Annotated in this window: 23 protein-coding genes and 1 other annotated feature; of the genes, 21 read left to right on the forward strand and 2 right to left on the reverse strand. The window is 47.8% G+C overall.

The features are described from left to right. The first annotated feature begins 41 nt into the window (after window positions 1–41). From nagZ to IEX62_RS09375, 7 genes are all read left to right on the forward strand, one after another. Window positions 42–1,670: a beta-N-acetylhexosaminidase gene (gene nagZ / locus IEX62_RS09345; protein ID WP_188775193.1), complete on the forward strand. Its 1,629-nt coding sequence runs from the start codon at window positions 42–44 to the stop codon at window positions 1,668–1,670. Window positions 1,671–2,024: 354 nt separating this feature from the next. Then, complete coding sequence (locus IEX62_RS09350; protein ID WP_188775194.1) at window positions 2,025–4,226, forward strand: stalk domain-containing protein; 2,202 nt, start codon at window positions 2,025–2,027, stop codon at window positions 4,224–4,226. Window positions 4,227–4,568: 342 nt separating this feature from the next. Beyond that, window positions 4,569–5,114, forward strand: a complete 546-nt coding sequence (locus IEX62_RS09355; protein ID WP_188775195.1) for a Fur family transcriptional regulator — start codon at window positions 4,569–4,571, stop codon at window positions 5,112–5,114. Further along, window positions 5,111–5,389, forward strand: coding sequence for a membrane protein insertion efficiency factor YidD (gene yidD / locus IEX62_RS09360; RefSeq protein ID WP_188775196.1), 279 nt, complete (start codon window positions 5,111–5,113; stop codon window positions 5,387–5,389). The genes IEX62_RS09355 and yidD overlap by 4 nt, the downstream gene beginning before the upstream one ends. A 27-nt stretch (window positions 5,390–5,416) precedes the next feature. Further along, window positions 5,417–5,668 (forward strand) — a binding site (T-box leader). A 70-nt stretch (window positions 5,669–5,738) separates the two neighbouring features. Further along, window positions 5,739–7,760 (forward strand): methionine--tRNA ligase, encoded by a 2,022-nt coding sequence (gene metG / locus IEX62_RS09365; protein WP_188775197.1) that lies wholly within the window; start codon window positions 5,739–5,741, stop codon window positions 7,758–7,760. A 323-nt stretch (window positions 7,761–8,083) separates the two neighbouring features. After that, on the forward strand, window positions 8,084–8,509 hold the full coding sequence (mntR, locus tag IEX62_RS09370; RefSeq protein WP_188775198.1) for a transcriptional regulator MntR: 426 nt from the start codon (window positions 8,084–8,086) through the stop codon (window positions 8,507–8,509). A 179-nt stretch (window positions 8,510–8,688) separates the two neighbouring features. Beyond that, window positions 8,689–10,335, forward strand: coding sequence for a family 10 glycosylhydrolase (locus IEX62_RS09375; RefSeq protein ID WP_188775199.1), 1,647 nt, complete (start codon window positions 8,689–8,691; stop codon window positions 10,333–10,335). A 219-nt stretch (window positions 10,336–10,554) separates the two neighbouring features. On the opposite strand, the gene IEX62_RS09380 is transcribed toward IEX62_RS09375, so the two are convergent. Then, window positions 10,555–10,974, reverse strand: a complete 420-nt coding sequence (locus IEX62_RS09380; RefSeq protein ID WP_188775200.1) for a hypothetical protein — start codon at window positions 10,972–10,974, stop codon at window positions 10,555–10,557. A gap of 3 nt (window positions 10,975–10,977) precedes the next feature. Next, complete coding sequence (locus IEX62_RS09385; RefSeq protein WP_188775201.1) at window positions 10,978–11,970, reverse strand: DUF1385 domain-containing protein; 993 nt, start codon at window positions 11,968–11,970, stop codon at window positions 10,978–10,980. Between the two features lie 257 nt (window positions 11,971–12,227). Here IEX62_RS09385 and IEX62_RS09390 point away from each other — a divergent pair, with 257 nt between their 5' ends. The 14 genes from IEX62_RS09390 to IEX62_RS09455 all read left to right on the forward strand — a co-directional run bounded on the left by IEX62_RS09390 (window position 12,228) and on the right by IEX62_RS09455 (window position 24,491). Next, window positions 12,228–13,304 carry a M24 family metallopeptidase gene (locus IEX62_RS09390; RefSeq protein WP_188775202.1) on the forward strand — a complete coding sequence of 359 codons (1,077 nt, stop codon included), beginning with the start codon at window positions 12,228–12,230 and terminating at the stop codon, window positions 13,302–13,304. A gap of 292 nt (window positions 13,305–13,596) precedes the next feature. After that, the gene (gene efp, locus IEX62_RS09395; protein WP_188775203.1) at window positions 13,597–14,154 is read left to right on the forward strand and encodes an elongation factor P; all 558 of its coding nucleotides are present in this window, start codon (window positions 13,597–13,599) and stop codon (window positions 14,152–14,154) included. Window positions 14,155–14,514: 360 nt separating this feature from the next. Next, complete coding sequence (locus IEX62_RS09400; protein ID WP_188775204.1) at window positions 14,515–15,768, forward strand: aspartate kinase; 1,254 nt, start codon at window positions 14,515–14,517, stop codon at window positions 15,766–15,768. Between the two features lie 124 nt (window positions 15,769–15,892). Next, complete coding sequence (locus IEX62_RS09405) at window positions 15,893–16,243, forward strand: VOC family protein (RefSeq protein WP_188775205.1); 351 nt, start codon at window positions 15,893–15,895, stop codon at window positions 16,241–16,243. 606 nt (window positions 16,244–16,849) lie between these two features. Beyond that, a complete protein-coding gene (gene accB / locus IEX62_RS09410; RefSeq protein WP_188775206.1) occupies window positions 16,850–17,335 on the forward strand; it encodes an acetyl-CoA carboxylase biotin carboxyl carrier protein in 486 nt (161 codons plus the stop codon). Between the two features lie 40 nt (window positions 17,336–17,375). Continuing rightward, the gene (gene accC / locus IEX62_RS09415) at window positions 17,376–18,719 is read left to right on the forward strand and encodes an acetyl-CoA carboxylase biotin carboxylase subunit (protein WP_188775207.1); all 1,344 of its coding nucleotides are present in this window, start codon (window positions 17,376–17,378) and stop codon (window positions 18,717–18,719) included. 75 nt (window positions 18,720–18,794) lie between these two features. Continuing rightward, on the forward strand, window positions 18,795–19,202 hold the full coding sequence (locus tag IEX62_RS09420; RefSeq protein ID WP_188775208.1) for an Asp23/Gls24 family envelope stress response protein: 408 nt from the start codon (window positions 18,795–18,797) through the stop codon (window positions 19,200–19,202). A gap of 185 nt (window positions 19,203–19,387) precedes the next feature. Next, window positions 19,388–19,927, forward strand: a complete 540-nt coding sequence (amaP, locus tag IEX62_RS09425; RefSeq protein ID WP_188775209.1) for an alkaline shock response membrane anchor protein AmaP — start codon at window positions 19,388–19,390, stop codon at window positions 19,925–19,927. Between the two features lie 15 nt (window positions 19,928–19,942). Beyond that, window positions 19,943–20,176, forward strand: coding sequence for a DUF2273 domain-containing protein (locus IEX62_RS09430; protein ID WP_188775210.1), 234 nt, complete (start codon window positions 19,943–19,945; stop codon window positions 20,174–20,176). Between the two features lie 366 nt (window positions 20,177–20,542). After that, entirely contained in the window at window positions 20,543–20,992 is a 450-nt protein-coding gene (nusB, locus tag IEX62_RS09435; RefSeq protein WP_188775211.1) for a transcription antitermination factor NusB, read from the forward strand. Between the two features lie 117 nt (window positions 20,993–21,109). Continuing rightward, window positions 21,110–21,967 carry a bifunctional methylenetetrahydrofolate dehydrogenase/methenyltetrahydrofolate cyclohydrolase FolD gene (folD, locus tag IEX62_RS09440; RefSeq protein WP_188775212.1) on the forward strand — a complete coding sequence of 286 codons (858 nt, stop codon included), beginning with the start codon at window positions 21,110–21,112 and terminating at the stop codon, window positions 21,965–21,967. A gap of 14 nt (window positions 21,968–21,981) precedes the next feature. Beyond that, entirely contained in the window at window positions 21,982–23,367 is a 1,386-nt protein-coding gene (gene xseA, locus IEX62_RS09445; protein WP_188775213.1) for an exodeoxyribonuclease VII large subunit, read from the forward strand. Beyond that, window positions 23,336–23,596 (forward strand): exodeoxyribonuclease VII small subunit, encoded by a 261-nt coding sequence (gene xseB / locus IEX62_RS09450; RefSeq protein WP_188775214.1) that lies wholly within the window; start codon window positions 23,336–23,338, stop codon window positions 23,594–23,596. The genes xseA and xseB overlap by 32 nt, the downstream gene beginning before the upstream one ends. Beyond that, window positions 23,571–24,491 (forward strand): polyprenyl synthetase family protein, encoded by a 921-nt coding sequence (locus IEX62_RS09455; RefSeq protein ID WP_373289120.1) that lies wholly within the window; start codon window positions 23,571–23,573, stop codon window positions 24,489–24,491. The genes xseB and IEX62_RS09455 overlap by 26 nt, the downstream gene beginning before the upstream one ends. Window positions 24,492–24,769 lie beyond the last annotated feature (278 nt).

Here is a 24,769-nt window from a genome sequence, read left to right on the forward strand (position 1 = left end):
TAGAGCTAGTAGTCTATGGAGGATAAGGGAGGACGAGTAGCATGAATACAGAGATAGCGCACTGGACATTGGAGCAAAAGATTGGACAGCTCTTTGTATGCGGGTTTCACGATATTGTACCTGATGAGCAGATTCAACAATTAATCCAGCAATATCATATTGGTGGCGTGATTTATTTTCGGCGCAATATCGGTACAGCTACTCAAATCCATCATTTATCGGCCAGCTTGCAGGATATGGCACGTGCGCAGGGCTTGCCACCTTTATTGATTGCGATTGATCAGGAGGGCGGGATGGTCAGTCGTATCGATCAGGAGGAGCTGAGTCTCATTCCAGGCAATATGTCGCTCGGTGCCGCAGACGATCTGGATCTTACGGCTGCGGCGGCTACGATCAGTGCGCGCGAGCTATATGCACTTGGGATCAATGTGAATTTTGCTCCCTGTGTGGATGTGAACAATAATCCGCGTAACCCGGTGATTGGCGTGCGCTCCTATTCGGAAAAGCCAGAGACCGTCGGGCTGCACGGTGCGGCGGCGATTCGAGCGATGCAGGCGCAGAATGTAGCAGCGACTGCAAAGCATTTTCCCGGGCATGGTGATACCGATGTAGATTCGCACTATGGTCTGGCTTCAGTGCCGCATGATCGGCAGCGTCTGGAGCAGGTGGAGCTGCTTCCATTTCGCCATGCGATTGATGCTGAAGCCGATCTGATTATGACGGCTCATGTAATATTTCCCGCGTTCGAGCCAGAGCCCATCCCGTCTACATTATCACACTCCGTGCTGACTGGATTGTTGCGTGAGCAGATGGGCTATGAGGGTGTGATCGTGACCGATTGTCTGGAAATGCACGCGATTGCGAAGCATTTTTCGATTCCAGAAGCGGCAGTGCGGGCAGCGCAAGCAGGAGCGGATCTGTTGCTTGTAAGTCATACGCTGGAGGAGCAGATTGCAGCGATTGAGGCAGTTCGAGTAGCTGTTCAGGAAGGACGTCTATCCGAGCAGCACATCGATGCAGCATTGAAACGAATATTGAAGCTAAAGGCGCAACGTCAGATGGATACAGCGCCAGTAAATGAAGCACAGCTCGCTGCATTATTAGGTGCACGCGATACGGAAATGGTGCTACGACGAATTGCAGCGCATAGCATTACAGTGGTGAAGGATGAAGGCCAGCTTCCACTGCGACGCCCTGTATCTGCTCTAGAAGGACTTGTGATCTGGCCGCAGGTGATTCGTCGAACTGAGGTGGATGAGCCAGCACGTCACGAGGTCAGTCTAGCAGAGGCATTGTCGCTACATGGTCTACCGGCACGGCAGCTTGCTATCGATGTTGAGCCCGATGAGGTGGAGCGACAGCAGGTCATACAGCAAGCGATGGCGGCAGGCTTCGTCGTCATGGTTACTTATACGGCCGCAGGCGAGCTACCAGAGGGACAGGCACTGCTGACAAGACAGCTACATGAGCAGCTACAGGTTCCTTTTATCGTAGCATCGATGCGCAATCCCTATGACTTGAACGCATTGCCTGATGTGAAAACATACATTTGCGCCTATGAAAATCGCAAGTATGCAGCCGAGGCACTGGCAGCTGTGCTTGCAGGAGCGGCTACAGCGACCGGGCGCTTGCCTGTTACGTTGAATGAGCAATACGGCGTGCAGATTTGACTTGATATGCAGTGAAGCCTATGATGAAGAATGCAGCACTCCTTCAGATGTGGAGCTGCAACTCCGTCATCGACGTCATATGAATGTCTGAATCGATGATCGCCATGATTGATACAGGAATGGTAAGCCTGTCCATCTGCGGAGGACAGGCTTTTTCGTGCGCATGTACATACTTATGCATATCATGTCATTTAATTGTGGCTGAAATGTGAACAACGATATTTTAACGTGGCTTTTACGAATCAGACAGAAACTTTTCAGCAATTCGAGCGTCTTATATAACGTGTCATTTCGGGGGAGTTTTATTTTGACATCTGAATGTATAGAAAAAAAGACATAAGAAGGAGTCGAACAATGAAATTCAAGAAAAGCATGCTAATAGCTGTGCTTGCCTTTACCCAGGTAGTTGCGGCATTCCCTGCAAGTCAGGCGTTCGCAGCAGAAGGCAATACAGCAACCGGAATTGTAAAGGATGTGTATGGTGATCAATCATTAAATGATAATGGACTGTCCACAGATTCCGGTACAATGGGCACAGACCCAGCAGGTGTCGATGGCACAGGGACTGGAACAAGCGATACAAATGTTCCAACAACACCGCCTGTAACCACTACACCACCAACTACAACGGTTCCACCAGTAACAAGCTCACCTTCTGTCGTAACCGATGTGTATTCGGCAGGACCTAACAAACTGATCTTTATCATGAATTCCAATCAGATCTATCGTGATGGCAAGCTGTATTTCTCCAATCAGCCGATGACTGTCAAAAATGGTGTCTCTTACGTATCTGTACGTGCACTGGTGGAACGTGTTGGCCTTACGCTTACATATGATTCCAGTACGAAAGAAACAGTAATGTCCAAGGATGGTAAAGAGCTTCGTTTTAAAACAGATAGCAAATTTTACACGGTAAATGGCGTGCAATCGATGATGAAGGGAGCTTCGTTCCAACAAAAAGGAACGTTTATGGTACCGCTCACTTCAATCACAGCTGCGCTGAATATTCCATATACCGTTCAAGGTAAAATGGTTATTATGGATCTGCAAGTGAAGCCAACCGCTTCCTTCACCGTATCGCCAAAGGATATCTATGCTACACAAACAGCAGTAACTTATACTACAAAATCGAGCACATCCGACGGTACACCTATCGTTGATGAGCGCTGGACTGGACGCGAGGATGTATTCGCGGAAGCAGGCTCACATGTTGTAACCTATCAGGTAATGGATGCGAATGGACAGTGGAGCGATCCGTACAGCGTGACGCTTAATGTACTGCCACCGAACCAGCCGCCAGTAGCGATGTTTACAACGAATAGCGATTCGTATCGTATGGGTGAATTGATCACGTATACAGATATGAGCACAGATGATGAAAATGCGATTACAAAAACAGATTGGTCCAACAATCAGCTTGCTTTCTTCACACCAGGACCACAAACGATCACATTGACTGTAACCGATAAGCATGGTGCAACAGGCACATACAGCAAAACGATCAATATTACAAATGATACACTGTACACAGCAGATGAATTTTATCCGCTGTTCACACCAATCGGTGATTCGTTCGACTTTAATGGTAGCGAAGTACCAGGACTTCAAGTGACTCCATTCGAGGCTTCTTCTGAGCCTGTACGCTTGATTCGTAGTAACAGTCCAGAACGCGTACTGTCTGAAGGTATCGTGTATCAGGAGTTCGCTAATGGTCCAACTCGCTTTATGGTTCACCATTTGAACGAAACAGGTAAGCGTGTAAAAATGTATGTGATTGCGACGAACCCGAATGCTACACCAGCCAACATTAATCAGCTGGCAATCGGCTTTGGCGGACCAAACCAATATGCTACAGCTGTAGGTAAAGTATCGGTTGATCGTTACTATCAATCGCTGCAAAACGGTAAAGATGCAATGAACACGACATTGCAGCCTGGACAAAGTCAGGTCATCTTTAATCAGTTGAATGCATCCACGATGCCAAATGATACCGTTATATCACTGTTTGCTGATCTGGTGAGTGATTCCAACATTCAGTACACTGTATTGATGGTGGACGAAAATGCGGATCCATTGCAGGCGATGAACACATTGCCGAAGCTGGATCGCGACGGTATTCACAACCGTGGTACGTATGATAATTCGACTCGTCTAATTCATATCCCAAGCCTGATCGGAAACACGAGAGTTCGTTTGCCGATGGGCGATAACAATAGTGACCCTAACTTGATCGGTACAGATCCATTGTCCGGTACAGATGCATCGAATGCTGGTAACTTTGGTGTATTGTACAGAATCAAGCTCGATATGGTTGCACCAAATACGCTCATTTCCTTTAATGCTCGTGGCGGTCGCTACACTGGCTACATTTTTGTAAATGGTGTAAGTACGCCAGTTAAGCGTAATTCGGCAGTAACAACAGCGAACGAAAATGTTGTTCTCTATCGTACAGGTGCGTTGGATACAGAAGCAGTCGAAATCTGGTTCACAGCTGCACCGGGTAGTAACCTGCCGGTTAACCTGCTGTTCAACCAGTTGCCTGCGAAAAAGCAATAATACCGATATAACAATATAGAGCAGAGATAAAGACAGGTTAGCACCGAATACGCTACCTGATTATCCCGCACTGATCGATGATTACTAGGTGATACTTATCGATACTTTTGCTCAACATCAACGGAGTCGCTTCAGGCGGCTCCGTTTTTATATACTTTCTTTTAAAATTCGATACGATTCCACCATAAATATTCGGCACAGCGATTATTTTGGTGTATAATAGTTATGATTACGAATAGTGAATGTGAGGTATACAGAAGCGCTGTATACGGATATTTACTTGAATTGAGCATCCGGCAGTTCATGTAACACGTACCGGAATAATGACAGGAGGAGACACTCATGCTGTCTACAGAACAGATTATTGACATCATGTCCAAGCAAGGGCTACGTATTACGGATCAGCGTCGTACGCTAGCACGACTGTTTGCTGAGGCGCCGGGGTATCTGACGGCGAAGGACGTTTATGAATATATGGAGCGTAAATATAGTGGACTGAGCTTTGATACGGTATATCGGAATTTGCGTGTCATGCAGGAGCTTGGTGTACTGGAGCAGATTGTATTTGAGGATGGCGTGAAGTTTAAAAGTCATTGCAGTCAGGATCATCATCACCATCATATGATCTGCTTGCAATGCGAAAAAACGTATCCAATCGCTTTTTGTCCGATGGATATGACGGATATGCCAGAGCAATTTGAAGTGATTCGCCACAAGTTCGAGGTATTTGGCTACTGCAAGGATTGTCGTGCGCAGCTTGGCAGTCTGCCAGGGGAATCGGGTCATACAACAGGTGGCGACGGCAAGGAAGGCCCAGCCCTGCATATGAAGAAAAGCGCGCTCGCAACCGCTGCTGCCGGTGAATCTGTGGCAGGAAAAAGTCAGTGAATAAGCCGCAGAAATGGAGCCGGCGTGTGGTGCAGGTGCCCATCCATTTTTATCGTAAATGTATTTCACCGCTCAAGCCGCCGAGCTGTCGTTTTTACCCGACCTGCTCTCAGTATGCGCTGGAAGCGATCGAGGTACATGGCGTGCTAAAGGGAAGCTGGCTTGCAGCGGTACGTATTAGTAAATGTCATCCGTTTCATCCGGGTGGTATTGACCTGGTGCCACCTGTACGTGAACGGAAGCGCACATCGCTTGACAGTGCTGACATCGATTAGGTATATTGAAGAGCATAGGAAGATCATAGACATCCAGTGAACGGATAAGTATACAGAATAGGCACAGTGCAGAGAGCCGGAGTTGCTGCGAACCGGTCTGGGAGCCGCTGTAGAAGATGGTCCGGGAGGAACTGAAGTCGAGCGAAGCGGGATGACCGTGCGTAAGGCTACAGCGTGAGCCAGCGTTAATGGCTAGCCTGAACAGGCTAACGAGCCTGCTTTTCGTAAGGAAGCGGGGAAGTTGGGTGGTAACACGTGAGCACAGCTCTCGTCCCATAGGGGCGAGGGCTTTTTTGTGTCTGTATAGCCTGCTGTAGCTGTTGATCCATTTTATCAAGGAGGGGTATTTATGCCAGAAGAGAACAAGACATTTTATATTACAACGCCGATCTATTATCCGAGTGATAAGCTTCATATCGGTCATGCCTACACAACGGTTGCAGGCGATGCGATGGCGCGCTACAAGCGACTGAGAGGCTATGATGTACGTTATTTGACCGGTACAGATGAACACGGTCAGAAGATTGAGCGTAAGGCTGCGGAGAAAGGACAGACACCACAGCAATTCGTGGATGGCATTGTTGAGGGGATCAAGAGTCTGTGGGATAAGCTGGACATCTCGTATGATGACTTTATCCGTACAACCGAGCAACGCCACAAGGATGTCGTACAAAATATCTTTGACCGTCTGTTAGAGCAGGGTGATATTTATAAAGGGGAATACGAGGGCTGGTATAGTATTCCGGATGAAACCTTTTACACGGAAACACAGCTTGTCGATATCGAGCGCAATGATAAAGGCGAAGTGATCGGCGGTAAAAGCCCGGATAGCGGTCACCCAGTAGAGCTGGTAAAAGAAGCATCTTACTTCTTCCGTATGAGCAAATATGCGGATCGTCTGCTGCAATACTACCAGGATCATCCTGATTTTATTCAGCCGGAATCACGCAAAAACGAAATGATTAATAACTTTATCAAACCAGGTCTGGAAGATCTGGCTGTGTCCCGTACAACATTTGACTGGGGCGTTAAGGTTAAAAATGATCCGAAGCATGTCGTTTACGTATGGATCGATGCGCTGTCCAACTACATTACAGCGCTTGGCTATGGTAGCGACAATGAAGAGCTGTTCAACAAGTTCTGGCCAGCAGATATTCATCTGGTCGGTAAAGAAATCGTACGTTTCCATACGATCTATTGGCCGATTATGCTGATGGCACTTGATCTGCCATTGCCTAAAAAAGTATTTGGTCATGGCTGGTTGCTGATGAAGGACGGTAAAATGTCCAAGTCCAAGGGCAATGTGGTTGATCCGGTTACACTGATCGACCGTTACGGTCTGGATTCCCTGCGTTACTATTTGCTGCGTGAGGTGCCATTCGGCTCTGACGGTACATTTACACCGGAAAGCTTCGTCGATCGCGTGAACTCTGACCTGGCAAACGATCTGGGTAACCTGCTGAATCGTTCGGTAGCAATGATCGATAAATATTGTAGCGGTATTGTTCCTGCCTATGGTGGTGCTGTCAACGAGGTGGATGGTGCATTGCAGGAGTTTGTCGGACAGACGATTGATAAGATCGAGACCGCTATGGAGAAGCTGGAATTCTCAGTGGCACTCACAGCAATCAGTCAATTAATCAGCCGTACGAACAAATATATCGACGAAACTCAGCCATGGGTGCTGGCGAAGGATGAAGCGAACCGTCCGCAACTGGATTCGGTTATGTATCATCTTGCCGAATCGCTACGCATTATCTCTATCGTATTGCAGCCATTCCTGACGCGTGCGCCGCAGCAGATTCGTGAGCAGATCGGTGTTACAGATGGAGAGCTGACAACGTGGGATAGCACTCGTCAATTTGGTCTTGTGCCTGCTGGAACGAAGGTAGCAAAGGGCGATCCGATCTTCCCACGTCTGGATGCGAAGGAAGAGGTTGCCTATATCGTGGAAGCGATGGGTGGCGTGCTCAAAGCAGCGGATGAGTCTGCACCTGCACCAAAGGCAGAAGCAAGCAAGCCTGCTGCTGAGCCAGAAGAAGGCAAAACAGAGATTAGCATTGATGATTTTGCCAAAGTCGAGCTACGGGTAGCACAGGTTATCGCAGCCGAGCCAGTGAAAAAAGCAGACAAGCTACTGAAGCTACAGCTGGATCTTGGGTTTGAGCAGCGTCAGGTTGTATCGGGTATTGCGAAGTTCTACACACCGGAGGAGCTGGTAGGTCGTAAGGTTATTTGTGTAACGAACCTCAAGCCAGTGAAGCTGCGTGGTGAGGAATCGCGCGGTATGATTCTGGCAGCTTCGCAGGGCGATCAGCTTACACTGGCTACCGTACCGGACAGCATGCCTAATGGCGCATTGGTAAAATAATAACGGTAACCATCATATAACGAAAAGTGATACCACGTATTAGGCAATAACGGAATTGAGCGAACTTTTAAAAGAAATAACGGCTATGTTGCCGCTTCAAACGGACGCTTGAAGTGTGTAGCTGGGCTGTCTGAATCGAACCTTTTGCAGGCTGGAGAGCCTAATCTCACCGTCTGCAAAAGGTTCTTTATCTGGCAAAAAAAGCACGCGAAAACTTGCCAATCACGCGACATTCCATGTATGATTATTGAATGAACGATCATTCATGACATCATGTGATTGTCGGCACATTAACGAGAACGTGCATTCAAAGGGGGAGCAAGATGCCAACGCCCAGTATGGAAGACTATTTGGAGCGCATCTATCAATTGATCGAGCAAAAGGGATATGCGCGTGTATCGGATATTGCCGAAGGACTGGAAGTACACCCTTCATCCGTTACCAAAATGATCCAAAAGCTGGATAAGGATGACTACCTTATTTATGAAAAATATCGCGGTCTTGTATTGACTAGCAAAGGTAAGAAAATGGGTAAACGGCTTGTAGACCGTCACCAGCTGCTGGAGGATTTTCTGGATATTATCGGTGTAAATCCGGATTATATATACAAGGACGTTGAAGGCATCGAGCATCATCTGAGCTGGGATTCAATTACTCAGATCGAGACGCTGGTGGAATATTTCCGTCGTGATCCAGAACGGGTAGAAGAACTCAAAAGACTACAAAGCGAGCTTGTTAGCGACTCATAAGGCAGGCATCTGTCGATTACATGACAGATGTCTTTTATTTTGGGCGCAACTTTTGAAACAGGATGCGGTCTAATTACATAGACAACTCATCATGCGAAAAAGAAAGCATCGAAGTAAACAGGCAAGACAGCAACGTCGGCTAGTCGGATACGAAAAGATTTACTGGAGGTACTGAAACGATGAAATGGATGCGTTACATGTCGTTATTTCTGGCACTGATTATTCTAGTTCCGGCGGTAAGCGGAGCGCCAGCCTCAGCAGCATCAAATATTGCGATTGTGCTGGATGGTAAGCCGATTCAAGGAGATGCGGCTCCATACATTACAAGCGATAGCAATGTGACGATGGTGCCATTGCGTCTCATCAGTGAGAATCTGGGCGCAACGATCAATTGGGATCAACAGACAAGTACGGTAACGATTACGAGCGACAGTAAAAAGCTAGTGCTCACTGCCGGACAACAAACGGCTATGGTAGACAATCAGTCGGTATCGCTGGATACCTCCGTACAGATTCGCGGTGGTCGGGTAATGGTGCCGCTGCGTTTTATCGGTGAAGGACTGGGCCTGACTGTAAACTGGAATCAGGCGAACCAGACGGTAACCCTGCGTACAAGCGGTTATACGGGTGATGATGGAGCAACGACAGGCAGCACAACGGGAAGCGGTAGCACACTCGGTACGCCAGCTAATACGACAAAGCCAGTTACACCTTCGGCAAAGAAAGAAATGCGTGGGGCATGGATTTCGACCGTATTCAATCTGGATTGGCCAAGCACAGGCTCCTCTGGTAATGCAGCTAAGCAAAAGCAGGAATTTTCCGCACTGCTGGATCAGCTGCAAGGTATGGGCATGAATGCGGTATTCGTGCAGGTGCGCCCATCGGGTGATGCGCTGTATAAGTCTTCTACAATGCCATGGTCGAAGTACCTGACAGGTACACAGGGCAAAAATCCAGGCTACGATCCACTGGAGTATATGGTAGCAGAAGCACATAAGCGCGGTATGGAGCTGCATGCGTGGTTCAACCCATTCCGTGCAACGACGGATGCGAATACAGGCTCACTTGATCCAAGCAATGTTGTACTCAAGCATCCTGACTGGGTGATCAAATTTGGCGGCAAATACTATATCAATCCAGGTATTCCAGCAGCACGCCAATCGATCATTGATACAGTGATGGAGGTCGTGAACAACTACGATGTAGATGGTGTACACTTGGATGATTATTTCTATCCGTCGTCCGAAACGTCCAGCAACAAGTTCAATGATGATGCGACCTATACGCAGTACAAGGGTGCATCCTCCAACAAAGCAGAGTGGAGACGCAATAACATCAACAGCTTTATTCAGCAAATGGATCAGTCGATTCATGCGGCTAAGCCTTCTGTACGCTTCGGTGTGAGTCCGTTCGGTGTATGGCGTAATAAGTCCAGCGATGTGACTGGATCGGATACGAAGGCTGGTGTGACTGCGTATGATAGCATGTCTGCGGATACACGCACATGGATCAAAAATGGCTGGATTGACTATATTGCACCTCAAGTATACTGGAGCTTGTCCCTGCCAGTCGCTCGCTACGATAAAGTCGTAGACTGGTGGGTCAATGAGACGAAGAATACGGGTGTCGATCTGTACATCGGTCAGGCAATTTACAAGCTGAACACGCCAGAGGTTGGCTGGAACACCTCAGACGAGATCATTAATCAGCTTAAGTACAATGCCAAGTACAGTACGGTGAAGGGAAGCATTTTCTTCAGTGCTAAGGACTTGAAGAAAAATCCACTCGATGTGCTAAGTAAGCTGCGTGCGTACTGGGGATTATAATCCACCCCATTTTTAAAAATTAGAGATCATGATAAAGAGAGCAATTCGAGATATGAAAAGGTTCTAGCAGAGCGAGCGACTGCTCTGTTATAGCAAAAATCCCCCATCGCATAACACGATGGGGGATTTTTGTATAGATCGAAGCTGTCCGTCACTTTCGTTCAATAACACATTGTCATATCCATGTGTTCATATCACAGATAAGTGGTATCGCTTCGATTAATGAAATTTTGGTATTTCTTCATCATCTTTGCCCTTGTTGCCCTGAATAACTTGGAATGGATAATTCTTTTTGGGCTTACTTCCAGTTGAAGTGGCATTGCTTCTGCCAGATGGATTAGTTTTAGCGAAAGGAGATGATTTGGAGACGTTTTTGTAATTGCCTTGCTGTGCCTTCACTTTAGCCATCGTGCGTGCAGATGGCTTAATCTTAGGTTGCTTGCGACCGCCCTGAAATGCTGGTGAGGAACGAAGTGCATATAGCACCACACCCAGCAATACGAGCGTCACGATAATACCGCTCCAATCAAAGGTCGAAGGCATAAAAATCATACGATATACGCCCCATGCTAGCCCGACCAGTGCGAGCAATGCCATAACGGCAACAAAAATGGCTTGAAGAGGTGACTTTCTCATCATTCATCATCCTTTCACAGGGTCAGGAGAAGCATCCGGCAAGGTGGCTGTTGCGGTTTGTCGTTCCAGCTGAGCATCCAGCTCACGCATCCGGTTAAAGGAGGCGATAGATACCTCAATTTGATCGAGCGTAGGCTCCTTCGTTGTGAGTAGCTGGAGCCACAGACCCGGATAACCAAGATAACGAAGCACTGGAATATCCCGCAAACTATTCGTAAACTTCAAAACCTCAAATGAAACGCCGATAACGACCGGTAACAGCACAATACGTTGAATAATGCGCTCGGTCATTCCGTCCCAGTGAAAGAGGGAGTAAATGAATACACCGATAATAACGGTTAAAATAATAAAGCTACTGCCGCAACGATAATGAAGACGACTGAATTGCTGTACTTTTTCTGGAGTGAGCTCGGAGCCATTCTCGTACGCAGTAATAACCTTGTGCTCGGCTCCATGATATTGAAATAGACGTTTGATCATCGGTGTTTGCGAAATTCCCCACAGATAGGCGAGCAGCAAAATAATTTTGATCAAGCCCTCAAGTAGTGTGTGTAAAAACTGGCTCTGAAACAGACGTCCAAATAAAAATCCTTCTATTGCAGCAGGTACAACGGTGAAGATGAGCTTACCGACAATAAGAGATAATATGCCGACAGCCGCAACACCGAGAATCATGCTCAGGTTTGTTTTCGATTGTTCTTTTTCCTTTTCCTTCGCATATTCCTCCGGGTCCATCTGATCCTCAGAATACGCATCGGTTGCATAGTTCAAATGACGTGAGCCTTTTGCGCTTGAATCGATCAGGCTGACAATACCGCGTAGAAGCGGAATGCGACGCAGACTGCGCACCCAGGGCTTATCAGTACGTGGAACTTCCAGATAGGTGATCTCGCCGGATTTGCGTCGTACAGCGGTTACGTTTACATTTTTTCCGCCGAACATTACGCCTTCAATGACGGCCTGGCCCCCATAGTTGACTGGAGTAGATTGTTTTGGCAAATACAGTCACCCTTCCATGATGAATCGTCCGCTCGGAACGATTGTTAAAATAGCGACTTGCCCCCTGTACCTTAGGCATGGGGATGCAAAGTGTTGATACCCTATATTGTAGCGGATTTCCCTTTCCATTGCCACAACCTGTAAGTGCAAGGTAGCTGGAAGACGAATGTTACAACTGGCTATTCTCAAAATTGCTTGCGCTATGGTAAAATAATCTTTGGCTATTTGAAGACAGAACGGAGCGAAGGAGAGAGTTCATGACTACAGCACGTTTACAGCAATTGCGTAAAGCGATGAAAGAGCGTCAGCTTGAAGCGCTTCTCATTACAAGCAGCGTTAACCGCCGTTATATTACAGGGTTCACAGGTTCTGCGGGCTATGTACTCGTTACAGCAGAGCAAGCGTATCTGCTTACCGATTTCCGTTACATGACTCAGGCACCGGAGCAGGCTACAGCCTTTACTGTTGCCGAGCACGCACCGAATGTGGCAGATACGATCAAAGGACTGCTTGCTGATTGGGGTGTAGGCTCCATCGGATTTGAGCAGGATCAGATGCCGTATAGCCGTTATGCAGCGTATAAGGAAAAGCTGGCACCGGTTCAGCTGGTTCCGGTATCGGGTCTGCTGGAAGGTATTCGTAACTTCAAGGATGCTGAGGAGATCGCTACGATCGAAAAAGCTACAGAGATTGCGGATAAAACGTATGAGCATATTCTTGGTTACATCAAGCCCGGCGTAACCGAAAAGGAACTGGAGATCGAAATGGAATTCTTCATGCGCCGTCTGGGTGCATCAGGGCCATCATTCGAAACGATCGTCGCTTCCGGTGTACGTTCTGCATTGCCACACGGCGTTGCCAGTGACAAGCCGATCGGCGTGGATGAGTTCATCACGTTTGACTTTGGTGCCATCTATAATGGCTATGTATCCGACCTTACCCGTACTGTCTTTGTCGGAACCCCTTCTGACAAGCACCGCGAAATTTACGATATCGTCCTCCAATCGCAGCTGCATACGCTGGAGAATCTGAAGCCAGGTATGGGTGGACGCGAGGCGGATGCGCTGTCTCGTGACATCATCGCAGCCCATGGCTATGGTGATGCGTATGGACACAGTGCAGGACATGGAATCGGGCTTGAGGTTCACGAAGAGCCACGTCTGTCCAAACTGAGCGATACCGTGCTGCAACCAGGCATGGTCGTTACGGTAGAGCCGGGCATTTACATACCGGGCTTTGGCGGTGTTCGGATTGAGGATGATGTGTTGATTACCGAGAACGGTATTCGCGTATTGACTCATTCCAGCAAACAATTCACGATTTTACCGGCATAACCTTTTTTGACAATCGGAAGGTTGACAGAACATGGATGCCGAATAAAATATTACAGATGACGTGAACCGCTCATTTGTAGCGTTATGCGCCGCTGTCTTCATCTTATACGGAAGACAGCGATGCATAGCAGCTATGGATGATCGTGCTTCGTCCTGTGACATGCTCCTTTACCGGAGTATGCTTTCCCTAACATTAGGGTATAGTACAATATATAAGTACTGAGGCTGGTTGTAACCGGTTTAGTGTATATTGTATGACAACTGGCTTTACCATACATGAGGAGGCGTTATTTTGATTTCAGTAAACGATTTTAAAACAGGCTTGACCGTAGAAGTGGACGGTAACATCTATTCCGTTCTTGAATTCCAACACGTAAAACCAGGTAAAGGTGCAGCATTCGTACGCTCCAAGCTGAAAAACCTGCGTAACGGTAACGTGGTAGAGCGTACATTCCGTGCAGGTGAAACGATTGCTCGTGCACAGATCGAAAACCGTGGTGTACAATACCTGTATGCAAATGGTGACGATCACACATTCATGGATAACGAAACATACGATCAGTTCGAGCTGAACACTAGCCAGCTGGAATGGGAACTGAAATTCATGAAAGAAAACATGACCGTTAACATCGTTAGCTATCAAGGCGAAATTATCGGTATTAACCTGCCAACTTCGGTTGAGCTGGAAGTTGTTGAAACGGAGCCAGGTATCAAAGGTAATACGGCTACTGGTGCAACAAAGAGCGCGAAGCTGGAAACAGGTCATTCCGTTCAAGTTCCACTGTTCATCAACCAGGGTGATGTACTGATCATCGATACACGCGAAGGTAAATACGTTTCCCGCGCGTAATTCATTATTACGTGCATAAGGGCGCTTTGCCTGAACAAAAAAGACTGTCCGTATCCGAATGACTGAGATGCAGGACAGTCTTTTTTATAAGATTTCATGTATATTTATACTTTTTTAGTGATGAATTTGCATCAAATGATGAAACATTTGTAGTGGAATACACCCTATACATAGCGTTATTATGCGAATATTGCTACAGTAGGAGCATGCATAAAATTTGCAGTAGTGATTAATGCGTTGTCGTATTATACTGTTAAAGAGTAATCGTTTCATACGATGTCATATCTGCATACTGGATATGCTTTCAATCCGGGCAATGGCGCAGGTCACAGCCTGTATCAAGTAGGGAGTGAAGAGGTCTTGGCTTTATACGTAATGAAGTTCGGCGGGAGCTCCGTCGGCGATGTAGAGCGCATGCAGCGCGTAGCAAAACGTATTATTGAAAAGCAGGATGAAGGGCATCAATGTGTAGTCGTCGTATCTGCGATGGGCGACACGACCGATGATCTGATCGATCAGGCGCTGATGCTGAATCCGAATCCATCCGCACGTGAGATGGATATGCTGATGACAACAGGGGAACAGATTTCCGTGGCGATGCTGTCAATTGCGATCCAGTATCAAGGTCGAGAATCGGTATCGTTTACAGGCTGGCAAGCAGGCTTTGAGACCGAAGCGGAGCATGGGCGCGCCCGTATTCGCAATATTCGTCCAGAGCGCGTGCTCAAGGCACTTGGGGCAGGACAGATTGTAGTTGTAGCCGGATTCCAGGGGATTACCGCAGATGGTGAGATTACTACATTTGGACGTGGTGGTTCTGATACGACTGCTGTTGCACTGGCAGCTGCAATCCAAGCTGATGTATGTGAAATTTATACCGATGTGGATGGAATCTATTCCACAGACCCGCGTATCGTTAAGTGCGCGCGCAAGCTGAAAGAAATCTCTTATGACGAAATGCTGGAGCTGGCTAACCTCGGTGCAGCGGTATTGCATCCGCGTGCGGTAGAATACGCCAAGCATAACAATGTAAAACTCGTTGTACGCTCCAGCTTTACCTATAATGAAGGAACGTTAGTGAAGGAGGAAGCAACCATGGAACAGGGAGCGGTAGTCAGCGGCATCGCTTACGATAAAAATGTGGCACGCATCACGATCAGAGGAGTAAACGATATACCGGGCGTACTCGCGAAAATGTTCAGCGAGCTGGCAACGGCGAAGATCGACGTCGATATTATCGTACAAAGCGGTGTAATGGACGGCAAAGCAGACTTCTCCTTCACAGTGAACCTGGAGGAACGCGAGCGTGCACTGCAAGTGATCGCAGCGATCCGTGGCGAGCTTCCTTACGAAGAAGTTACCTCCGAAACCGATCTGGTTAAAGTGTCCATCGTTGGCGCTGGCATGGTCAGCCATCCGGGTGTAGCTGCTCAAATGTTCGAAGCGATCTCCTCTCAGGGCGTGAGCATCAAAATGGTCAGCACCTCCGAAATCAAAGTATCCTGCGTCATCGAAGCTGGTCGCTTGAATGATGTGGTAACAGCACTGCATACCGCATATGGTCTGGATACCGAAGAGCAAGCCTTTGTAGGCGGTCCGCAGGATCGTCGTTGATTAGGATTTTCATTTAAAAGTAAGTATAGTGGAGATGTCAGATACGTTCTGGTCATCTCCATTTTTTATTTAAACAAAGTACCATTTCAGACGTTCAATACACGAAAATAAGGAGGCAATTCCAATGAATCATCATGTCGTCGCTATCGTTCCATGCAATGATCTGGATGCAAGTGAAGCGTTTTATAAACGACTTGGATTTAAGGTGTCGAGTGATTATGGTGAATATCGCATTCTGGAGGATGGTCGCGGCTGGCATTTGCATTTGAATTACTCCCCCGGCTGGCCCCCAACAATTGAAAGCAATCCGTTTGGCCTTTATTTGTATGTAGACGACGTAGATGCAGTCGCCGAGCAGGTAAAGGAATTGATCATCGAAGAGGGAACACCAAATATCAAACCATGGAAAACATATGAGTTTGCAGTGAGCGATCCGAGTGGTTTATTAGTACGCATTGGACGAATCGTTGATTGATAACGTCAGTAATGGAAAATAAGTATGGTGAAGTGATAGAGCAAGACAGGCAAGTTGCTTATGTATCTATCGAAGCTAAAAGAAATGTGTATGTGCGCTTTTGCAATTTGCATACGCACAGAACGAAGTCAAGGAAATAAGGGGCAAGGACGACTTCTAGTGTTAGCGATTTTCTAACACAAGGTTCAATAAAAAGGGGTTTTTGCGCAGCAAAATATCGTACTGCTTTGAGCACGGGAATCTACATTTTCTCCTACTTCGGTAGATTCCTGTGCGATACGGGAGTCCGACCGCTTATTTCTTGACGGAGTGGGGTAGGCTACGCCTCACAAAGTCCTGCATACGTGGCAATGCAAAATGTACATCACTTACACCATGTACGCTAGAAATACTAGAACGATCGAAGCTAACCAACGCTCATTTCCCCTCACTTGTTGACACGCATGTAGTCCATTTTATCCGTTTTCCATCAGCCCCAAACAAAGATATTCACGACTTTTTCAGTAATGTGCTATAATACATAGCGTTATGTGCAATTTTCCGAAATGAGCGTGTCCTAATTGCGCTCAGTTGCTAGGCGAAGAAGCCAAAGGAGTGAATGAATAGATGTTTAAATTAAATGAAATTAAAGAACTGATTCAACTGGTGGATGAAACTTCCGTTCAGGAAGTGGAGATTGAAAACGAAGGCTCTCGCCTTGTTATTCGTAAGCCAGGCAAATCCGAAACGGTATATGTGCAAGCTCAGGCTCCTGCTGTAGCTGCACCACAAGTAAGCCAGTCGACTGCTGCTCCACAGGCATCCGCACCAGCAGCAACACCTGCTGCAACTACACCTGAAGCCGATCCGACACTACATAAGATTGTGTCCCCAATGGTCGGAACATTCTACCGTTCTCCGTCTCCGGAAAAGGGTCCATTTGTCAATGCTGGCGATAAAGTCAATGGCAAATCGGTCGTTTGTATCATCGAAGCGATGAAGCTGATGAACGAGCTGGAAGCTGAAGTAAACGGTACAATCGTCGAGGTTCTTGCTGAAAACGGACAACTGGTTGAATACGGCCAGCCCCTGTTCCTGGTGAAACCAGAGTAAGACCGCGCCTACGTACACAGGCTGGAGGAGGACATACACAATGAAATTTCAAAAAATTCTAATTGCGAATCGTGGCGAAATTGCGGTTCGTATTATTCGCGCCTGCCGTGAAATGGGCATTTCTACGGTAGCGGTTTATTCGGAGGCAGATCGTGACTCGCTGCATGTTCGTCTGGCAGACGAAGCGTATTGCGTAGGGCCTACACTGTCCAAGGATAGCTATCTTAACCTGACGAACCTGATGAGCGTAGCAACGCTGACCGAATGCGATGCGGTGCATCCAGGTTATGGCTTCCTGGCTGAAAATGCGGACTTCGCTGAGATTTGCGAATCATGCAATATTACATTTATCGGGCCGTCTCCTGATGCGATCAATCGCATGGGCGACAAATCCGAAGCAAAGCGCACGATGTTGCAAGCGGGCGTACCGGTAATCCCAGGCTCCGACGGTATCGTGGATGATCTGGACGAAGCGGTGAAAATCGCGCGTGAGATCGGCTATCCAATCATCATCAAAGCAACGGCTGGCGGTGGCGGTAAAGGGATTCGTCTCGCCGAGGATGAAGAATCGCTCGTAAAACAGATGACCAACGCACAACAGGAAGCGGAAAAAGCTTTCGGTAACGGCGGTGTCTATCTGGAGAAATTCCTGACTGGCATGAAGCACGTTGAAGTGCAGATTATCGCTGACCGTCATGGTAATGCCGTGCATCTGGGCGAGCGTGATTGCTCTGTACAGCGTCGCCGTCAGAAGCTCGTTGAAGAAGCACCTTGTCCGGTACTGTCGCCTGAGCTGCGTGACGAGATGGGGGCAGCTGCTGTACGTGCAGCCAAAGCAGTAAACTATTCCGGTGCAGGTACGCTGGAATTCCTGCTTGGACAGGATGGCAAGTTCTACTTTATGGAAATGAATACACGTATTCAGGTAGAGCATCCAGTTACTGAGATGGTAACCGGTGTCGATCTGATTCAGGAAATGATTCGCGTAGCAGAAGGCAATCCGCTTTCGTTTACTCAAGAAGAAGTGGAAATTAACGGTTGGTCGATCGAGTGTCGTATCAATGCCGAGGACCCGCAGCGTAACTTTATGCCAAGTCCAGGTAAAATTAACTTCTATCTCGCACCAGGTGGACCAGGTGTGCGTGTCGATAGTGGCGCGTATCCAGGCTATACGATCTCTCCGTATTATGATTCCATGATCGCGAAGCTGATCGTCTGGGCACCAACGCGTGAGGAAGCTATTGCCAAAATGAAGCGTGCGCTGGATGAATTCGCAATTGATGGTATTCATACTACGATTCCGTTCCATCTGCGTTTGCTCAATCATGAGACATTTGTACGTGGGGACTTTGACATCAAATTCCTGGAAGAAAACGAAGTATAATGGCGATATGATCCGGTTTGTCAACGAACCGGGTCCATGTTATATTAAGTTTACTTGGCAGGAGGTGTATAAATTATGAGTACATTCCCGACTGAATTTGAACGGACAGATATCGGTGAAATTCAGATTGCCCCTGAGGTGATCGAGGTGATCGCAGGTCTTGCTACAATCGAAGTAGACGGCGTAGCAGGTATGAGTGGCGGCTTTGCCGGTGGTATTGCCGAGCTGCTTGGACGCAAAAACCTGTCCCGTGGCGTGAAGGTTGAGGTCGGTCAGCGCGAGGCAGCAGTCGATGTGTCCGTTATTGTAAAATACGGTCATCGCTTGCCCGAGGTGGCTGCACAGATTCAACGTAACGTCAAACGCTCGATTGAAACGATGACCGGTCTGACCGTAATCGAAGTGAACGTACAAATTCACGATGTGCATCTGGAAACGGTGGATAAGCAGGAAGAAAGCGAATTTACCCACCGTGTGAAATAATACAGCTTGATGTATGATTCGCAAGCATTACCACTTTTCATGAAACAAGTATCCATCTGGAAGGCTCGAATGGATACGAGCAGCGGGTCGCGCTCCGTGTCGTTGGATCGTACACGGAGCCGCCCATCATAAACCCCCGACGAGGTAGTCTGGGGTTTAGTATAATGTAAAGGGGCTGCAAGGTTTTGGCTAAAATCATCGATCGGCTGCTCTTATTTGTGTACAGTTTGAGCATTGGCATATTGTCGGTGCTGGTCATTTTGCTGCTGAGCGGACAGGTTCCTTTTACGATGGACTACCGTAATGAGCAAAATGTGTATATTATTATCGTTATTATTGCGGTCGTGCTGTTTTTGCTAAGTATCCGTTTTTTCTACGTATCGATTCGCACAGAGCGTGGGTCGATGCATTCCGTGCATCAACGTACAGAATTTGGAGATGTGCAAATTTCACTGGATACGATTGAAAATATGACGCTGAAAGTGGCTGAGCGCACCAAAGGTGTGCGTGATCTTAAAACGCGCGTTCGTGTCGTGGAGTCAGGACTTGAGATTGTCATTCGTGCTGTTGTTGACGGCGAGACGCCGATTCCAGGTCTATCCGAAAGCATGCAAAAAAGTATTCATACTGAGGTGGAGGAAATTACAGGTATCCCTGTATCATCCGTTTCAGTCTATATTGCGAATATCGTTCATTCGCCTGCATTCAAGAGCAGAGTGCAGTAGAAAGGGGCTTCGCTCATGATATGGCAACAGATCTGGGAGAACTTCGGCGGACGAATTCTCGGCGTGCTGGCAGGCATCGGCTGCGGCATTTTGTATTTGACAGTTGGTTTTTGGGATATGTTGTTCTTTGCATTGTTAGTGTTCATAGGTTATACCGTCGGTCGTAACCGGGATCTCCGGTTGGGCTCGTTCATTCCATGGCAGCGTGTCAGTGAATGGATAGCCGATCGCTGGCGTCCGTTTCGATGAACCCTGTCAACCATCATTCCCGGCATGAAGTGAGCAATACCCCGCTTTTCCGGAAATGATGGTGGGCAGGTTTTTTTGTTTGTAGTGTTAGTGTTTTGCTAACACGAGGTAAAATAAAAAGTGATTTTTGCGAAGCAAAATATCTTACTGCTTCAGTGTTAGTGCTTTTCTAGCAAGGATTGAAGTAAAAAGTGATTTTTGCCAAGTAAAATATCCATTCCACTCTGCTTACCAACTTGCAGAGGGCAACCGTTTTTCAATAAAATATACAGGCAACACGTTAGGAATGTAGGATACGAATCAGAGTAGCTTGCGATGAATGAGTATTCTGCGACCAGCACAGGTTGCCGAAAGGATATGAATGATATGAAAAGAAGATTAGCGCGGGAAATTACCGTACAAAGTCTTTATCAAATGGAAATGAATGAAGTAAAAGCGGAAGAAGCAGTCGAAATGCTGCTGGAAGAAGCAGCGGCGGATAACGAATCCGAAGTGGAAGTACGTAATGAAGCACAGCTCAAAACGTATGTACTGGATGTTGTTGCTGGTGTAAGTAGTAACCGTGAAGCGATTGATGGACTGCTCGTAGATTATTTGCAAAATTGGCAGGTGAGCCGCCTATCTCGCGTAGACCGTCAAATTCTGCGTCTGGCTGTATATGAGATGATTTTCACCGAGGATGTACCGGCAAAGGTAGCGGTCAACGAGGCGATTGAGCTGTCCAAGCATTTTGGTACAGAAGAATCCGGTAAGTTTGTTAACGGTGTACTTGGTAAAATGATTCAGGATCTGGATAAGCTGAAGGGTTCGAAATAATCTAATCCCTTAGCGTTAAAAGGCATCACGAATACACACAAACGATTCAAGCTCAGTGATACAAGGGCATCTGCCCTCATTCATATTCATTTTTTAATGGTAAAGGAGCGATTTGTCATGGCAGCAACAATTATTAGCGGTACACAGATTTCGCAGGAGATTCGTCAGGATATCAAGCAGGAAGTGGAAGCGATGAAGGCGCAGGGCTTTCAACCAGGTCTAGCGGTTGTGCTCGTGGGCGATGACCCGGCTTCCCATGTTTATGTACGCAATAAAGAGAAGGCTTGCCATGATCTGGGCTACTATTCGGAGGTTCACCGTCTGTCTGCGGACACGTCACAGGAGGAACTACTGGCCCTGGTCGATAAGCTGAACAAGCAGGATAATATTCATGGTATTCTCGTCCAGCTGCCATTGCCGAAGCAAATCGAGGAGAAGGCAGTCATCGACGCCATCTCTCCGCAAAAGGATGTGGACGGCTTCCATCCGATCAACGTCGGCAACTTGATGATCGGTGACGAAAGTCTGCTGCCATGTACACCAGCAGGTGTGATTGAAATGATCAAGCGTACCGGTATTGAAATGTCCGGCAAGCATGCAGTCGTGATCGGTCGCAGTAATATCGTAGGTAAACCGGTATCGATGCTGCTGCAACGCGAAAATGCCACAGTTACAATGTGTCACTCGCGCACAGCGAACATGAAGGAGCTGACCCAGCAGGCGGATATTCTTGTTGTAGCAATCGGTCGTGCTAACTTTGTCGATGCTAGCTTTATCAAGCCGGGTGCTGTAGTGATTGACGTGGGGATGAACCGTTTGGACAACGGCAAATTAGCTGGCGATGTTGATTTTGAAAGTGCGAAGGAAGTATCCGGTCCGATCACTCCGGTTCCGGGTGGCGTAGGCCCAATGACAATCACAATGCTGATGAAAAACACGCTCGTCGCCGCGCGCCGTGCACACGGACTCAAGTAAGAAAGGAGACCGTTATGTCGCAACAGCAGCGTATATACTCCATCAAGGAGATTAACAAATACATCCGGATGAAAATGGAGTCCGATTCGCTGCTCTCCGAAGTATGGCTGAGGGGCGAAATCTCCAATTTCACTCACCATTCAAGCGGGCATATGTATTTTACATTAAAGGATGAAGGCAGTCGCATGAAGTCGATTATGTTTGCTTCGTACAATCAGCGGCTTCCTTTTATTCCAAAGGAAGGCACACGGGTCGTTGCTCGTGGCTATATTTCCGTTTATGAACGAGATGGACAGTATCAGTTTTATGCCACGCAGATGCAGCCGGATGGAATCGGCAGTCTGTATCTCGCTTACGAGCAGCTCAAGCAGAGGCTGGAGCAAGAAGGGTTATTTGACTCTTCACGCAAGCGTGCGATTCCACAGTATCCAAAGGTTATCGGTGTAGTTACCTCGCCAACCGGCGCAGCTGTACGCGATGTAGTGATCACACTGCGTCGCCGCTACCCTGCCGTGAAAATTGTCGTATATCCTGTACTCGTACAGGGTAAGAGCGCGGCGCCTTCGGTTGTGAAGGCGATCCGCGATCTGAACCGAATGGGTGAAGCGGATGTGCTGATCGTTGGACGCGGTGGCGGTTCACTGGAAGAGCTGTGGGCATTTAACGAGGAAATGGTCGCTCGTGCGATTGCTGGCTCGCGTATTCCGGTCATCTCGGCAGTCGGTCATGAAACGGACTTTACGATTGCTGATTTTGCCGCAGATTTGCGTGCAGCGACGCCAACAGCGGCAGCAGAGCTGGCAGTGCCGAATGTGAATGAGCTACGTGCACAGCTTGTACAGGTGCGCAGACAGCTCAAGCAAGGATTGCTGCGTCTGTCGCAGCGTCAGCGCGAGCGCTTAACCCGTTTGCGTCGTTCGCCTGCTTTGCTGCATCCGAAGCGTCAGCTTGTGCAGCATATGACACGTCTGGATATGCTGGAGCGTCGATTGACGACAAGTTTACAGCGACGCAGTCATATTCAGCGTGAGCGTCTTGGACGCATGAGTCAGCGTTTGGCTCGCCATAATCCACAGGAGCAGCTGATCTATGCTAAACGACGCACAGACTCTGCACGTCGTCAGCTAGAGCTGCGCATGCAGCAGATTTTAAGACAAAAGCAGCAAAAGCTTGGTTTTGGTTTGAAGCAGCTGGATGCACTTAGCCCGCTCAAGGTGATGGCACGTGGATATAGTCTCGTTTATGACGAACCGGAACAGCAGCTGATCAAGTCGGTGAAGCAGGTTGAGCCGGGAGAAATGATCAAAGTGAATCTACAGGATGGACAACTGCAATGTAATATATGGAGTATTAAGGAGGCGGACAACGATGGCGAAGGCAGCAAAGGAACAAGAGCTTAATTTTGAACAGGCGATGGACCGGCTGGAGGAGATCGTCTCCGAATTGGAACATGGCGATGTGCCGCTGGAAAAAGCCATTGATCTTTTTCAGCAGGGCATGCAGCTATCCCAGGTATGCGGCTCGAAGCTGGAAGAGGTAGAACGCAAAATCGAAATGATCGTTGAAGAGGATGGAGAGCTACGCAAAAAGCCATTCCAATCTGCTGAAAGCGGTGAAGAGATTGAGTGAGCGCCCGGAGCTAAAGCCATATATCCATGATATTTCGGTTCAAATGGAGCAGCAGCTACAAAGCTTCCTGCCTGCTGGATGGGATGTACCTAAGACGCTGACTGATTCGATGCTGTATTCACTTATGGCAGGCGGCAAGCGTCTACGTCCGGTATTTGTCATTGCTGCGGCTGAAGCGCTGGGTGGTAGCCGCGAAGCGGCTCTGCCTGTAGCTTGCGCTATAGAGATGGTACATACGTACTCACTCGTTCATGATGATTTGCCAGCGATGGATGATGATGATTATCGTCGTGGTAAGCTGACCAATCATAAGGTATATGGAGAGGCAATGGCGATTCTAGCAGGAGATGCACTGCTCACACATGCCTTTTATGCAGCAACGGGCTGTACTGCCTTTGGTGTTGCACCGGAAGCCGCACTGGCGATTGTGCGTGATCTGGCAGAATATGCAGGTCCACGTGGGATGGTTGGTGGTCAGGTAGCGGATATGGAAGGCGAGCAGGGGATGACCGAGCTGGAGCAGCTGCGTTATATCCACCTGCACAAAACCGCGGATCTGTTCATGTTTTCCCTGACAGCAGGAGCGAGAACGGCAGGAGCGACGGAGCAGCAACTGGATGCGCTACGACGCTTTGGCTCGGATATCGGACTTGCTTTCCAAATTCAGGATGACATTCTCGATGTGATCGGCGATGAAGCGAAGCTGGGCAAAAAAACGCAAAGCGATAGCAAGCTGCAAAAGGTAACCTATCCGTACTTTATCGGTCTGGAGGCTTCCAAGCAGGAAGTCGAGCGTCTGACCGCAAGTGCGAAGGCAGCTTTACAGGAGGCGAATCTGAAGGATTCACGCCGTCTGGAAGAAATCGCAGATTATCTGGTGCAACGCGACCATTAATGGTTACGTATAGCCATCAGGATTTATTTTAGCAATTCATGATATCAGGCATGCGTCAGCACGCAGATTGAAGAAACGGATAACGCATAACTAAGGTAGCAGAAGCTTCGTAGTGATACGATAACCTGCTATTTATGGGCGTTTATCCGTTATCTGTGTTGGAATGACCTTTATGCTGTATGTGATGTGTACTTGATCTATACCTGTGATCGTATAGGCCGTACATGAGCTATTATCGTTGTAAAATGGCTCTTGAGTTAGTCCTATAATAGAGCGGA

The sequence above is a fragment of the Paenibacillus hunanensis genome (assembly GCF_014645615.1).
Classification (GTDB): Bacteria; Bacillota; Bacilli; order Paenibacillales; family Paenibacillaceae; genus Saccharibacillus; species Saccharibacillus hunanensis.

Excerpts from the sequence above, each read along its gene's own strand:
- nagZ (WP_188775193.1), top strand. The coding sequence starts at position 42 with ATGAATACAGAGATAGCGCACTGGACATTGGAGCAAAAGATTGGACAG.
- IEX62_RS09350 (WP_188775194.1), top strand. The coding sequence starts at position 2,025 with ATGAAATTCAAGAAAAGCATGCTAATAGCTGTGCTTGCCTTTACCCAG.
- IEX62_RS09355 (WP_188775195.1), top strand. The coding sequence starts at position 4,569 with ATGCTGTCTACAGAACAGATTATTGACATCATGTCCAAGCAAGGGCTA.
- metG (WP_188775197.1), top strand. The coding sequence starts at position 5,739 with ATGCCAGAAGAGAACAAGACATTTTATATTACAACGCCGATCTATTAT.
- mntR (WP_188775198.1), top strand. The coding sequence starts at position 8,084 with ATGCCAACGCCCAGTATGGAAGACTATTTGGAGCGCATCTATCAATTG.
- IEX62_RS09375 (WP_188775199.1), top strand. The coding sequence starts at position 8,689 with ATGAAATGGATGCGTTACATGTCGTTATTTCTGGCACTGATTATTCTA.
- IEX62_RS09380 (WP_188775200.1), bottom strand. The coding sequence starts at position 10,974 with ATGATGAGAAAGTCACCTCTTCAAGCCATTTTTGTTGCCGTTATGGCA.
- IEX62_RS09390 (WP_188775202.1), top strand. The coding sequence starts at position 12,228 with ATGACTACAGCACGTTTACAGCAATTGCGTAAAGCGATGAAAGAGCGT.
- IEX62_RS09405 (WP_188775205.1), top strand. The coding sequence starts at position 15,893 with ATGAATCATCATGTCGTCGCTATCGTTCCATGCAATGATCTGGATGCA.
- accB (WP_188775206.1), top strand. The coding sequence starts at position 16,850 with ATGTTTAAATTAAATGAAATTAAAGAACTGATTCAACTGGTGGATGAA.
- accC (WP_188775207.1), top strand. The coding sequence starts at position 17,376 with ATGAAATTTCAAAAAATTCTAATTGCGAATCGTGGCGAAATTGCGGTT.
- IEX62_RS09420 (WP_188775208.1), top strand. The coding sequence starts at position 18,795 with ATGAGTACATTCCCGACTGAATTTGAACGGACAGATATCGGTGAAATT.
- IEX62_RS09430 (WP_188775210.1), top strand. The coding sequence starts at position 19,943 with ATGATATGGCAACAGATCTGGGAGAACTTCGGCGGACGAATTCTCGGC.
- nusB (WP_188775211.1), top strand. The coding sequence starts at position 20,543 with ATGAAAAGAAGATTAGCGCGGGAAATTACCGTACAAAGTCTTTATCAA.
- folD (WP_188775212.1), top strand. The coding sequence starts at position 21,110 with ATGGCAGCAACAATTATTAGCGGTACACAGATTTCGCAGGAGATTCGT.
- xseA (WP_188775213.1), top strand. The coding sequence starts at position 21,982 with ATGTCGCAACAGCAGCGTATATACTCCATCAAGGAGATTAACAAATAC.
- xseB (WP_188775214.1), top strand. The coding sequence starts at position 23,336 with ATGGCGAAGGCAGCAAAGGAACAAGAGCTTAATTTTGAACAGGCGATG.